Genomic DNA, 13039 nt, shown 5'->3' with positions numbered 1-13039 from the left:
CATGGAAGCGATATCGACATCCGGAGGCTGGAAGCTGGCGTGGCTCGGGTCGCGCTGGCCCGCACGCTGCGCGTGGGTAGCGGTGTTCGCCACGTTGGCGACTTTTGCCGTGTTCTGCGCCTTTCCGTTCTACTGGATGCTGATCACCACGTTCAAGGATGTGCACGACCTGATCAACACGGCCAACAATCCGTTCGTGTTCAATCTGCCACCCACGACGGAGAACCTGCGGGTGCTGTTCCAGGAAACCGCATTCCTGCGATGGCTGCTCAACACGCTGCTGGTGGGCGTTTTCGTGGTCATCATCACGCTCGTGCTCGCGGTACCGGCGGGCTACAGCCTGGCGCGACTATCGGGACCCCGAGGGCGGCAACTCGCCATCGCCATCTTCCTGACTTATCTGATTCCGCCCACGATCCTGTTCATTCCGTTCTCCCGCATCGTCGGCGCGCTGGGCCTGCAGGACTCGCTCTGGTCGCTCGTGCTCGTGTACCCGAGCTTTACCGTGCCGTTCTGCACCTGGCTGATGATGGGCTTCTTCAAGGCGGTGCCCCGGGACATCGAGGAAGCCGCGATGATGGATGGCATGAGCCGCTTTGGCGCGTTCCTGAAAGTCATCGTGCCGCTATCGTCAGCGGGCATTCTCACCGTGATCATCTTCACGCTGACGCTGGTGATGCAGGAGTTCGTCTACGCGCTGACGTTCATCACGAGTTCCTCGCAGTACACGGTCAGCGTGGGCGTGCCCACTTTCCTTGTGCGCGGCGACGTCTATTTCTGGGGCTCGCTGATGGGTGCATGCCTGATCGTCAGCGTGCCGGTAGCGCTGCTGTACAACGTGTTCCTCGATCGCTTTGTCACCGCTTTCACCGTGGGCGCGATAAAGTAGCGGTGTCGCACGAATGGCCAGACGAATGGGAGCGCAAATGGCCGGAGGCCAGTTCCAGATATTCCGCTGTCATGTTGCCGGCACACAGGCTGTGCAGGCCGACTCGCGCCACGCGTTCGGTCGGCATACGCATGATCAGTTCGGCATCGGTGTGATCGGCAAGGGCGCGCAAAGATCGGCCAGCGGGCAGGGGATCGTGGAGGCCGGCCCCGGCGACACGATCACGGTCAACCCTGGCGAAGTGCACGACGGCATGCCGATCGGCGATGCCGGCCGTGCCTGGCAGATGCTCTATTTCGATCCACCCGTGGTCGCCGACGCGATCCTGGACGTGACGGAAGGGCGGACGCGGAGCTTCGAGTTCGCCCACCCAGTCATGCGCGATGTGCGGCTCGCGCAACGCTTCCTGACACTGTTCACCGCCATGACGGCCGCGCACGCGGAACATGCCTCGGTGCTGCGCGAGGAATTGCTGCTCACCTTGCTGGCCGACACGATGCATGGGCAGACCCGCTCGGACACACGCGGCCCGGGCTTCGCAGAGATCGCACTGGCGCGACGTCGCATCGACGACGATTCAGCCGCGCCGCTCACGCTCGGCGAACTGGCCAACGAGTGCCGCCTGAGCCGCTTCCAGTTCATCCGCGCGTTCTCGCGGGCGACTGGCATGACACCACACGCCTACATGATCCAGCGCCGCATCATCGCCGCACGGCATCTGATCGCGCGCCGCATGTCGCTCGCGGACGCTGCCGCAGCGAGCGGCTTCGCCGACCAGAGCCATATGACGCGCATCTTTGTTCGCACGTACGGCATTTCGCCCAGCATGTACGCGCGTGCCTGCGGCGCATCGTAGCCGGCCTTCCCCGCCACGCTCGCAATTTCATTCAAGACGACACCGCGTCCGGTTCGCGATCCTGCACCTTTCCGCCATCCCCCATCGGGGAAGAAAGGAAGGACCATGTCCAGACGAATGCACGGCTATCTCTATTTGACGCTGGCGATGATTACGGTCGGCAGCACCGTGGTGGCCAGCAAGATCGTGGCCGCGGGCCTGCCACCGTTCACTGCAACGGCGCTTCGCTTCGCCATCGCGCTTCCGCTGTTTCTCGTGCTGATGCGCGTGACCCGAATAACCTGGCCAATCCTGGCGCCGAGGGAATGGGGCCTGCTGCTGGTGCAGGCAGGCGCTGGAAGCGTCGGCTATACGACGCTGCTGATCCTGGGGCTCCGACATGCCTCTGCCACCGACGCGGGCGTGATCATTGGCACGCTGCCAGTGGTCTCCGCGGCAATCGCCATCATGGTGCTTGGCGAGCGGCCGCGACGCGCCGTGTTGCTGGCCATCGCATTGGCGGCTGCCGGTGTCCTGACCATCGTATTCCGCAACGACGCTGGCAGCGCGCACTCGTTGCTCGGCAGCTTGCTGATCTTCGGCGCCGTGGGCTGCGAGGGTGTCTTCATCCTGCTCAACAAGCGGATCCAGACACCGATCGCGCCGCTTGCGCTCTCGACCATCATGGCGGTGTTCGGACTCGCGGTGGCGGTGATACCGGCCGGCTTCGAGATGCCGTGGATGCACGCGCTCTCCGGCAACGCGGTCGCCGCCGTCGCGTACTACGCGCTGATTCCAACCGTGGGGGGCTTCCTGCTCTGGTACGCCGGCGCGGCCCGAGTGAGCGGTGCAGAGGCGGCGCTGTTCACTGCGGTGGCACCGGTATCAGCGGTGGTGCTCGCTGCCGCGCTGCTCGGCGAACAGATCGGCCAGAGCCAGATCATCGGCATCGGTTGCGTGCTGGTCGCGGTGTTCAGCCTTGGGATGTCTCAGTCTGCTGACATGACCGATAGTGCGATGGCAGATGCCGAAGGCGATGCCACTTCGCACCGATAGGCAGCATTCGCTTTTGCGAACCACGCCGACAATTGACGAAAACGCGGATGGACGGTCACCGCTATCGTCCGGCAGGCTACAGTCGACGCCACATACGCGCCATTCCCAACACAGCAACGATAACGATGGGGTAACCACATGTGCTTCTACTGCAGTCCTGGTGGTGCAGCAGTCCTGCTCGCGCGCGCGTCGCGCCGAGACTTCCTGACGGGCGCGCTGGCGCTCGGTGCAATGTCCACCTTCGGATTCCCGTCGGCATACGCCGAGAACCCCCCGGCTACGTCTCCTTCGACATCTCCCTACGCGCAATTCATCTTCACCAACGGGCCGATCTACACCATGGCCAGCGGCTCGCCAACGGCCAAGGCCCTGGCCGTGCGCGATGGCCGCATCGTTGCCGTTGGCTCGATGGATGCGGTCGCGCAGTTCCGTGGCCCGGACACGCAAACCATCGACCTCGGTGGACGCACGCTGCTGCCGGGATTTGTCGAACCACACATGCACTCCGCATTGGCCGTGCTCGACGCATGGCTCGACGTGGGCCCGTTCACCACCACGTCGATTGACCAGGCACTCGAGAAGATCCGCGCCGAGGCGGCAAAGTCCAAACCGGGCGAGTGGGTCCGCGCCCAGGCGCTCGATCCCTCGCTGATGCCCGGCGCACCCGTCACGCGACAACGGCTCGATGCCGTGGCGCCCAACAATCCGGTCTTCATCCTGGAATCGAACGGACATATTGCCTACGTCAACAGCGCGGCCCTGAAGCTCGCCAACGTCACGCGCGATACGCCGAACCCGGCCCAGGGCCGCTTTGTCCGCGACGACAAGGGCGAACTAACCGGCCGGCTCGAGGAAGGCCCCGCATACGGCCCCTTTCTGAAAGTCGCCCCGATGCCCAACGCCGCGCAAATGGTGGCCAGCATTCGCAAGCTGTTCGACCGCGCCAGCGCCGTGGGCTGTACCAGCCTGCACGATGCCGGCATTGGCACCAGCGGCGTGCATGACCTCGATATCGTCAACGCCGCCATGCGCGACGATCCTCCTGTCCGCTATTCGGGCTTCCTGACGTCCGACCGGATGGATGGCTGGGTAGAGCGAGGCATCAAGCCGGGCGCCGGCACAGATCGCTTCCGGCTACACGGCATCAAGTTCTGGTCCGACGGCTCCAACCAGGCCCGCACCGGATACCAGCGCGAGCCATACCTCAACTCCACCAGCCGTGGCGCGCTGAATTACACCGCCGAGCAACTGATCGAGGGCGTACAACGCGCGCACGACCTCGGCTGGCAAGTCGCCATCCACGCCAACGGCGACGCCGCCATCGACACCACGCTGGACGTCTACGAACACGTGCTGAAACGCTCACCACGCACGGATCATCGACACCGCATCGAACACTGCAGCGTCCTGCACCCCGAGCAGATTCAGCGAATGGCAAAGCTCGGCGTGTCGCCGTCATTCCTGATCGGACACGTGCACTACTGGGGCAAGGCATTCCGCGACAACATCCTCGGCCCCCAGCGCGCCCAGTTCTACGCCCCCTGCGCATCGGCACTGCGCGGCGGCCTGCGCATCTCGCTCCACTCCGACTACAACGTGACGCCGATCGAACCGATCCGTTACATGGACAACGCCGTCAACCGCACCATGCGCGACGGCGGTGGCGTGCTCAACCCAGCGGAGCGCATTACCGTGGCGCAGGCACTGCGGGCGGTGACGATCGACGCGGCGTGGCAATGCCAGATGGACCAGATCGTTGGCAGCCTGGAGACCGGGAAGTATGCGGATCTGGTGATTGTGGATAAGGACCCGCTCCAGATGGCGCAGGAGGAGATTGGTAAGTTGAAGGTGATGGAGACTTGGTCGGAGGGACGGAGGCGGTTTGCGGCTTGAGGGGGGGATGTTGGTGCGGAAATGGCGCTCGGCGTCATTTCCGCTTCAGGTTTGCATGGCTTCGCGGTCTTTTGCTGCCGCGTTCATGCGCACATCTGTCGTGAAGCGAAATTGAAGAGGCGCCCCTTGCTCGTCAAGAAACTCACCGATTTCTGGATCCTTGCATTCTTGCTTGCCATGGAATAGCTGCCAGAGCCTTGTCATAAGGCTGTGGGGTGACCCGGATCGTCGCCGGACATAGCTTCGCCCAGTGGCCTCCTGGCGGTACTAGCGCGGCTTATCAACCGGCTCGCTGCTAGCAGCCGCAACAAGCGCAAAGTCCGAGGAAAGTAACTCTTGCACCCTTCCTCTGGTGTTGTAGCCCTTGTCGATGAGGATATTGACCATATCGCCACCCGAAATAAAGACAATCGGGTGGCGATCTTCGCGCACCTCCTTGTAAGCCTGGGAGGCAATCACTGAGGTTGTGACAAGAACGCCAAACTGCCGATGGCGAATACGCGAGATTAAACGCGCAACATCACTAACGCTGACCGTAATCGGCGTGTCACCGTTTAGTGGCGGACGATAGCATTTTGCTTCCAGCGAGAATTCTGCATAGACCGGATCGGCCATAGACCCAAGCCGATATCTCCCAATTGCGTCTCGACCACCATCGACAACCCCTCTCGTGATTTCGTCGATGACGACGCGCTCATCGGTCATTTGAAAGACGCGGGCGGCAAACGCTTCAAAAGCAATCGGTGCGCCTTTGTAGTGCTGCCAAATACATTCGAGCAGCTCACGTTTCAGAGCCGTATCTGGACTTTGCGCGTTCGCAGATCGAATGTTCGTGGTCGGCGCCGCAGCAAGCGGCGAATATTTTCCGGACTCGCGCCACTGACGCCACGCTCTTGGTGCATTGGAAGAGTTTAAATCTCCTGCCTTGAGATCGTTGATCCAAGCACGGCTCAACACAGGCGCGTTTAGGATCGTAAAGACAGCGCGATAATTTTGGAATCGCTGGCCCTCAGAGGACTTCCAGACAGCAACCAGGTCCTCCGTCGACGACAAGCTTGGGAAGCCCGGTACCGCAAGGCCCTTGAACTGAACAGACCTCGCACCGTGTGCGAGTGGGTACTTCTTGAACACCAAAAACGGAGCCACGTCCGCTCGCGGATTCACTGCAGCGTGGAGTCGCTCGAACGAATATCGAAGAACCTTGTTGCCACCACGCGTTTCATGCAATTCATGACCCGGGGTCTTGTTATCACCGAAGTAGACAAACTTACCAGTACTTAAATCCAGCGTGTCAGGCCAATCTTTATCCTCGCCAGTCGTGAACAGCACGACCCAGCTTTTTTGCTCACCTCTCCCGGTGACACGGAATCCCCCCATGTTGCCGGAACCCGGTAAGAGCTTTGCAATTGGCTCACCGGCAATCTGACCATCTGCCCGACTCTGATAAACCGCATCGACAACGAGATCGGCCGTCGCGAGGGCATCAAAAGGAATAATCTTGGTCATCGTAGTGGGGCATCAGATGGTTGTGGTATCGCCTACTTGGCCACTGCCATGCAACAAACCGCAACAGAATACCAAAAACGGCTAGCCCTCCGTTTCCGAGCGACGAAAGAATGACCTCGAGTGAGGCATTTCTTTGAAGATATGCTATGGCTGACGGCGACTTACGACCGCCGCCCACTCACCATTTTCATCCAGTAGGGACGACAGGAAGCGCTCTCGCTAGTCTTAAGGAATCAAAAGCGTGAAAAGCGCCCCCGCTACGCAGCGCTCAAACAGTCGGACTAGCTTGTTGCTACTGGCCTAACAAATGCCGGGGTGAGCGATACGTCCAATTTGTCACTCGATCAAGTCGCTCAGCAAGTCCATTAGCGCGAACGCATGCCCTAATGATCGCTCTATGCGGTCTTTTCGCGCGGGGGCGCCCAGAGGCGCAGCAAAATTTGGCCGATGCGGTTCAGGTCGAATGCGTTGACTCGGATATCTCTCGCCGCTATTCCTTCCCATAGTCTCGCCCGTCGTTGGATGGCAAGTTCTGAGTTATCTGGGCGCGCAAGCGAGGTTAGGCGGCCGCCGCGTGCGCGGTGAGGGTGAAGCAGACCGCCTCGGATCTTGTGCGGACTTCCGCTTTCGCACGGCAAAGCAGCCGTTTGCAGCAAGACCCTGGGCGACCGCAACCGGTCGGCTCCTGCCGGCGGCTTGCCCCTCAGATTTCCTACATACAAAAAAACCGCCCGAAGGCGGTTTTTTCATTTACTGCGTCACAAAGTTTTCAGTAACTCGGCACAGATTTCACTTCCCGTGTCATCCGACACAATCAAACATCAATATTCCGAGCCACCAGCGCATTCGACTCGATAAAGTTCCGGCGCGGTTCCACCTCGTCGCCCATCAGTGTCGTGAAGATCTGGTCGGCGGCGATGGCGTCTTCGATCTGGACCCTCAGCAGGCGGCGCTGCGTGACGTCGAGCGTGGTTTCGAAGAGCTGCTCGGGGTTCATTTCGCCCAGGCCCTTGTAGCGCTGGCGCGAGACGCCGCGTTCGGCTTCGGAGAGTAGCCACTGCATGGCCTGGTGGAAGTCTGCGACGGTCTGTTCGCGCATCTTCTCGCCTTCGCCGCGGCGAACCTTGGTGCCGTCCGGGATCAGGCCCTGGAAGGTCGTGGCCGCGCGGGCGAGTGCCGCGTAGTCGGCGCCGTGGACGAAGTCCGCATCCACGTGTGACAGACGCACGTTGCCATGATGGCGACGCGCGATCATCAGGCGGTGCTTGTCGGTCTTCTCGTCGAACTGGGCATAGACGTCGGCGGTGCCGTCGTCGTTGACCGCGGCGCCGAGCAGCGTCTTGGCGTGCATCTCGGCGAGCTTGGCCTTCAGCGCCACGGCCGAGGCTTCGGCTGCGGCGGCGTTGTCGAGGTCGAGCGCCACGCCGTCGGCGATCGCGCGTAGCGCGTCCACATCGACGATGCGCGACAGGCGGCCGATCACGCCTTCGGCGAGCTGGTACTGGCGTGCCAGTTCGGTCAGGGCTTCACCGTTGATCTCGCTGCCATCCGGGCGGCTGAGCGAAGCCTTTTCCATTGCCAGCTTCAGCATGTAGGCGTTCAGCTCGTTGTCGTCCTTGATGTAGCGCTCTTCCTTGCCGTGCTTGATCTTGTAGAGCGGCGGCTGGGCGATGTACACGTAGCCGCGCTCGATGATGTCCGGCATCTGGCGATAGAAGAACGTCAGCAGCAGTGTGCGGATGTGCGAGCCGTCCACGTCCGCATCGGTCATGATGATGATGCGGTGGTAGCGCAGCTTCTCGAGGTTGTAGTCCTCCTTGCCGATGCCGGTGCCCAGTGCCGTGATCAGCGTCAGCACTTCCTGGCTCGACAGCATCTTGTCGAAGCGCGCGCGTTCCACGTTCAGGATCTTGCCCTTGAGCGGCAGGATCGCCTGGAACTTGCGGTCGCGGCCCTGCTTGGCGGAGCCGCCTGCGGAGTCACCCTCGACGAGGAACAGCTCGGACATCGCCGGATCCTTCTCCTGGCAGTCCGCGAGCTTGCCGGGCAGGCCCATGCCGTCCATGACGCCCTTGCGGCGCGTCATTTCGCGGGCCTTGCGCGCGGCTTCGCGGGCGCGGGCCGCATCGACGATCTTGCCGCAGATGATCTTGGCGTCGTTCGGCGTTTCCAGCAGGAAGTCGGTCAGCGCCTTGCCGACGAGCTCTTCCACAGGCAGGCGCACTTCGGAGGAAACGAGCTTGTCCTTGGTCTGCGAGCTGAACTTCGGCTCGGGTACCTTCACGGACAGCACGCAGGCCAGGCCTTCGCGCATGTCGTCGCCGGAGGTTTCGACCTTCGCCTTCTTGGCGACCTCGTTTTCTTCGATGTACTTGTTGATGACACGGGTCATCGCCGCGCGCAAGCCGGTCAGGTGGGTACCGCCGTCACGCTGCGGAATGTTGTTCGTGAAGCAGAGCACCTGCTCGTTGTAGCCATCGTTCCACTGCATGGCCACTTCCACGCTGATGCCATCCTTCTCGGCGTTCGCGTAGAAAATGTTCGGGTGCAGCGTGGTCTTCGAGCGGTTGATGTACTCGACGAAACCCTTCACGCCACCGGAGAACGCGAAGTCCTCTTCCTTGCCCGTGCGCTGGTCCACCAGCTTGATATGCACGCCGTTGTTCAGGAACGAGAGTTCGCGGATGCGCTTGGACAGCACTTCGTAGTGGAACTCGACGTTCGTGAAGATTTCCTCGTCGGCCAGGAAGTGCACTTCGGTGCCGCGCTTGTCGGTCGCACCGATGACCTTCATCGGCGACACTTCAACGGGCTGGCCGTCCGGGCCGGTCACCGTCTCGATAACGCGGTTCTGTACTTCACCCTTCGCGAACTCGATCAGGTTGACCTGGCCATCGCGGCGCACGGTCAGGCGCAGCCACTTCGACAGCGCGTTCACGCAGGACACGCCCACGCCATGCAGGCCGCCCGAAACCTTGTAGCTGTTCTGGTTGAACTTGCCGCCGGCGTGCAGTTCGGTCATGGCGATTTCCGCCGCGCTGCGCTTCGGCTCGTGCTTGTCGTCGAACTTCACGGCCGGCGGAATGCCGCGGCCGTTGTCGACGATCGAGATCGAGTTGTCGCTGTGGATCGTGACCTGGATCTCGGTGCAATAACCGGCCAGGGCTTCGTCGATCGAGTTGTCGAGTACCTCGAACACGAGGTGGTGCAAGCCGGTGCCGTCGGACGTATCGCCGATGTACATGCCGGGACGCTTGCGTACCGCCTCCAGGCCTTCCAGGATCTGGATCGAAGAGGCGCCGTAAGAGTTTTCCTGCTGCGGTTTCTGCTGATCGGTCATGTCTTTCTACTCACGATACTGACGGCAAAAAGCGGAAAACCGAACCTGCGCCAAAAATGCGGCGGGTGCGGTAGATCCGCGTTTCGCGGGTTACTTAAAAACGGCAAAAGGGGCGGATCGGTTCGATCCGGCCCCTGCTGCGGTGTGTGCCCGATTGTGGTCTGGATGGCGTCTGATGGTGGCCATCAAATGCGCATCGGCATGACGACATACTTGAAGTTGTCGTCTTCCGGCACCGTAATCAGCGCGCTCGAATTGGAGTCGCCGAGGCTGACCTGCACCTGCTCGCTCTTCAGGTTGGCGAGCACATCGAGCAGATAGGTCACGTTAAAGCCGATATCGAGCGCATCGCCCGAATAATCGAGTTCCAGCTCTTCCTGCGCCTCTTCCTGATCGGCGTTGGTGGAGCTGATCTTCAGCACGTGCGTATCGAGAATGCAACGCACGCCCTTGAACTTGTCGGTAGTCAGAATCGCCGTGCGTTGCAGCGCCTGTTGCAGTTGCACGCGGTCGATCGCAAACGCGTTCTTGTAGCCCTTCGGGATCACGCGCTGGAAGTCCGGGAACTTGCCTTCCACCAGCTTGCTGATCAGTTCGATATTGGCGAAGGTGAACTTGACCTGATTGGCGGCCAGTTGCACCTGCACGGGATCATCGGTGTCTTCCAGCAGGCGTTGCAGTTCCAGGATGGTCTTGCGCGGGATGATCACTTCCTGGCGCGAACCGACGCCGGTCGCTTCATTCTCGAGCTCCACGCCGCAGTACGCCAGGCGGTGACCGTCGGTCGCCACGGCCATGACCTTCTTGCCATCGACCACCAGCAGCATCCCGTTCAGGTAGTAACGGATGTCCTGCTGCGCCATGGCGAAGTGGACCATCGCCAGCAGATGCTTGAACGTCTTCTGCGGCAGGCTCACGCTGGCGTTGAATTCGGCGGCTTCGGCAACGGTCGGGAATTCTTCCGCGGCCAGCGTCTGCAGCGCAAACCTGCTCTTGCCCGACTGCACGGTCATGCGCTTGTCGTTCAGCGACAGCGCCACGTCGCCGTCAGGCATCGCGCGCAGGATGTCCAGCAGCTTGCGCGCGGCCACGGTGGTCGCCACGCTGTCGCTACCGACACCGCATTCGGCATGGGTCGTGATCTGGATCTCGATGTCGGTCGAGAGGAAGGATACGTTCGAGCCGGACTTGCGAATCAGCAGGTTGGCCAGGATCGGGAGGGTGTGGCGGCGCTCCACGATGCCGCTCACGATTTGCAGCGGACGCAGCAGATTGTCTCGCGAGGTTTTGACCAATTGCATTGAATTTATCCTTCGTCGTTTGTCGATAGCGACCGCAGGGTTTCGCACAACTCCAAATTCACTTAGGAATCAAGGAGTTAATGTCGCATTGTACCAAGGATAAGCCGCTGCGGTGAAGCGGGGCGAACCCGGCACGGCGTCCGATTGTGCACAAAATGCCACATTCCGCCGCCAACCTCTGCCAATCCGTCCCGACTCACCGCAAAGCCTTATCTGAGGCCAGATTCCCGCGATCCAACAGTTTACCGGCGCCCGCTTGCCGTCGGACGCGCACCCAGTAGTATGCCAGCCCGGCAAGGCTGGCTCTCGAAATCGTCGATGAGCCGCTTTCGGCAGGCTGCGGCGCCGCATTCGGCGCACGCAACCTGCACGTGTGTCAGCCCTTGAGCGTCTGTTCCAGCACGTGCAACTCGTGATTGAGCTGCGCGTCCTTGCTACGCTCTTCGGCAATCTTGCGCACGGCGTGAAGCACCGTGGTGTGATCGCGCCCGCCGAACAACTCGCCGATCTCCGGCAGACTCTTCTGCGTCAGTTCCTTCGCCAGATACATCGCGATCTGGCGCGGCCGCGCGATATTGGCGGGCCGCTTCTTGGAATACATGTCCGCGACCTTGATGTTGTAGAAATCTGCGCAGGTCTTCTGGATGTTCTCCACGGAGATCTGGCGATTCTGCACGGTCAGCAGGTCCTTCAGCGCTTCACGCGTGACATCGATCGTGATGTCCTTGCCATGGAAGTTCGAGAACGCCAGGATCTTGCGCAGCGCGCCTTCCAGCTCGCGCACGTTCGACCGCAGGTGCTTGGCCACGAAGAAGGCCACTTCCTCGGGCACGCTCACGTTCTCGGCGGCGGCCTTCTTCATCAGAATGGCGACGCGCATCTCCAGCTCGGGCGGCTCGATCGCCACAGTCAGGCCGGAGTCGAAACGCGAAATCAGCCGGTCGTCGATGCCGGTGATCTCCTTCGGATAGGTATCACTGGTGATGATCACCTGGGCGCGATTGGCGATCAGCGCCTCGAATGCGTAGAAGAATTCTTCCTGCGTGCGGTTCTTGCCGGAGAAGAACTGAATATCATCGATCAGCAGCAGGTCCAGCGAGTGGTAATAGCGCTTGAACTCGTCGAACGCCTTGCGCTGGTAGGCCTTCACCACGTCGGAAACGTACTGCTCCGCATGGATGTACCGGATGCGCGCGCGCGGGTTCTCCATCAGCATGAAGTTGCCAATCGCGTGAATCAGGTGAGTCTTGCCGAGGCCAACGCCGCCGTACAGGTAGAGCGGGTTGTACGACTTGCCCGGGTTGTTGGCCACCTGGATCGCCGCGGCACGCGCGAGCTGGTTGGCCTTGCCGGTGACGAAGTTGTCGAACGTCAGGATCGGGTTCAGGCGCGAGCGCTCGTGCACCGTGTCGCTCTGCTGCTGCGCCCCGGCCGGCGCTGCCGGCTGCGGCGACGGCACGCGATAGGAGCGGGCGCTGGCTTCGGCCGGGTCCATCTGGGCCACGTCGATCTCGCCCATGTCCGGCAAATGCGCGGCCGAATTGCCCTGAAGCGGATGCCCGGTGGGTGCCGCGCCGCGTCCCTGCGCGGACTGCTGCGACTGGGAATAGGGCGTTTGTCCACCCGCCGCGCCGCCATAGCCAGCGGGCGCGCCATTGGACTGGCTGGGATAGTCGGGATATCCAGCCATCTGGTTCGGATGCGCGCCGGGAACCTGCGCGCCAGCCGGCCCGTAGGATTGGCCTCCGGCCATGCCAGCCATGCCCGGATAAGGCGCATGGCCTGCGCCCATGGCCGTACCCATTGCAGCGGGCGCATCCTGGCCCTGTTGCATTGCTTGCTGGGTATATGCGGCCGCGCGCCCCGATGCAGCGGGGTCGAGCACGAAGTGAACGCTAACCTGCGTTTCCCAGTACTCGCACGCAAGGGCCGTGATCCGACCCGAAAATTGGCTCTTGACCCAGTCAAGCTTGAAGCGATTGGGCGCGGCAATCCGCAGCGCATGCGCTTCCTCGTCGAAGGCCACGGGCGCCAACGGCTTGATCCAGGTCTTGAACTGTTGCGGCGTCAGTTCGCGCTCGAGTTGCGCGGCTGCTGCCTGCCAGAAATCTTGCATGTGTTCTTCTAAGTGATCACATCCTTGCGGACGTGTCACGAGTATCGCAACGTACGCGCGCCACGGACTCTGCCCTGCCAAGCCGTCTCCGCGTCATTCCCAA

General features: G+C 61.7%; 8 protein-coding genes and 1 pseudogene. 4 read left to right on the top strand and 5 right to left on the bottom strand.

Going from position 1 to position 13039, the window contains the following annotated elements; genetic code table 11:
- Position 1 precedes the first annotated feature (1 nt).
- The 4 genes from RMET_RS00055 to RMET_RS00040 all read left to right on the top strand — a co-directional run bounded on the left by RMET_RS00055 (position 2) and on the right by RMET_RS00040 (position 4673).
- The gene (locus tag RMET_RS00055; RefSeq protein ID WP_011514942.1) at positions 2 to 889 is read left to right on the top strand and encodes a carbohydrate ABC transporter permease; all 888 of its coding nucleotides are present in this window, start codon (positions 2 to 4) and stop codon (positions 887 to 889) included.
- 37 nt (positions 890 to 926) lie between these two features.
- Positions 927 to 1745: an AraC family transcriptional regulator gene (locus tag RMET_RS00050; RefSeq protein WP_011514941.1), complete on the top strand. Its 819-nt coding sequence runs from the start codon at positions 927 to 929 to the stop codon at positions 1743 to 1745.
- Positions 1746 to 1850: 105 nt separating this feature from the next.
- Positions 1851 to 2780: a DMT family transporter gene (locus RMET_RS00045; RefSeq protein WP_011514940.1), complete on the top strand. Its 930-nt coding sequence runs from the start codon at positions 1851 to 1853 to the stop codon at positions 2778 to 2780.
- A 138-nt stretch (positions 2781 to 2918) separates the two neighbouring features.
- Positions 2919 to 4673: an amidohydrolase gene (locus RMET_RS00040; protein WP_011514939.1), complete on the top strand. Its 1755-nt coding sequence runs from the start codon at positions 2919 to 2921 to the stop codon at positions 4671 to 4673.
- A gap of 45 nt (positions 4674 to 4718) precedes the next feature.
- Here the strand turns inward: RMET_RS00040 and RMET_RS34485 are convergent.
- The 5 genes and pseudogenes from RMET_RS34485 to dnaA all read right to left on the bottom strand — a co-directional run.
- Positions 4719 to 4904: pseudogene (locus RMET_RS34485) on the bottom strand (DUF6216 family protein); the annotation flags it as partial.
- A 36-nt stretch (positions 4905 to 4940) separates the two neighbouring features.
- Entirely contained in the window at positions 4941 to 6179 is a 1239-nt protein-coding gene (locus RMET_RS00035; protein WP_029306802.1) for a restriction endonuclease, read from the bottom strand.
- 814 nt (positions 6180 to 6993) lie between these two features.
- Complete coding sequence (gene gyrB / locus RMET_RS00030; protein ID WP_011514937.1) at positions 6994 to 9519, bottom strand: DNA topoisomerase (ATP-hydrolyzing) subunit B; 2526 nt, start codon at positions 9517 to 9519, stop codon at positions 6994 to 6996.
- 185 nt (positions 9520 to 9704) lie between these two features.
- Complete coding sequence (dnaN, locus tag RMET_RS00025; RefSeq protein ID WP_008650852.1) at positions 9705 to 10820, bottom strand: DNA polymerase III subunit beta; 1116 nt, start codon at positions 10818 to 10820, stop codon at positions 9705 to 9707.
- Positions 10821 to 11196: 376 nt separating this feature from the next.
- Positions 11197 to 12936 carry a chromosomal replication initiator protein DnaA gene (dnaA, locus tag RMET_RS00020; RefSeq protein WP_011514936.1) on the bottom strand — a complete coding sequence of 580 codons (1740 nt, stop codon included), beginning with the start codon at positions 12934 to 12936 and terminating at the stop codon, positions 11197 to 11199.
- Positions 12937 to 13039 lie beyond the last annotated feature (103 nt).

The organism is Cupriavidus metallidurans CH34 (genome assembly GCF_000196015.1).
Lineage (GTDB): Bacteria > Pseudomonadota > Gammaproteobacteria > Burkholderiales > Burkholderiaceae > Cupriavidus > Cupriavidus metallidurans.
Note: the sequence above shows the minus strand (reverse complement) of the source record. Positions and strands in the feature narration are given on the sequence as shown.

Coding starts and splice junctions, on each gene's coding strand:
- RMET_RS00055 (WP_011514942.1), top strand. CDS start 2: ATGGAAGCGATATCGACATCCGGAGGCTGGAAGCTGGCGTGGCTCGGG.
- RMET_RS00050 (WP_011514941.1), top strand. CDS start 927: ATGGCCGGAGGCCAGTTCCAGATATTCCGCTGTCATGTTGCCGGCACA.
- RMET_RS00045 (WP_011514940.1), top strand. CDS start 1,851: ATGTCCAGACGAATGCACGGCTATCTCTATTTGACGCTGGCGATGATT.
- RMET_RS00040 (WP_011514939.1), top strand. CDS start 2,919: ATGTGCTTCTACTGCAGTCCTGGTGGTGCAGCAGTCCTGCTCGCGCGC.
- RMET_RS00035 (WP_029306802.1), bottom strand. CDS start 6,179: ATGACCAAGATTATTCCTTTTGATGCCCTCGCGACGGCCGATCTCGTT.
- gyrB (WP_011514937.1), bottom strand. CDS start 9,519: ATGACCGATCAGCAGAAACCGCAGCAGGAAAACTCTTACGGCGCCTCT.
- dnaN (WP_008650852.1), bottom strand. CDS start 10,820: ATGCAATTGGTCAAAACCTCGCGAGACAATCTGCTGCGTCCGCTGCAA.
- dnaA (WP_011514936.1), bottom strand. CDS start 12,936: ATGCAAGATTTCTGGCAGGCAGCAGCCGCGCAACTCGAGCGCGAACTG.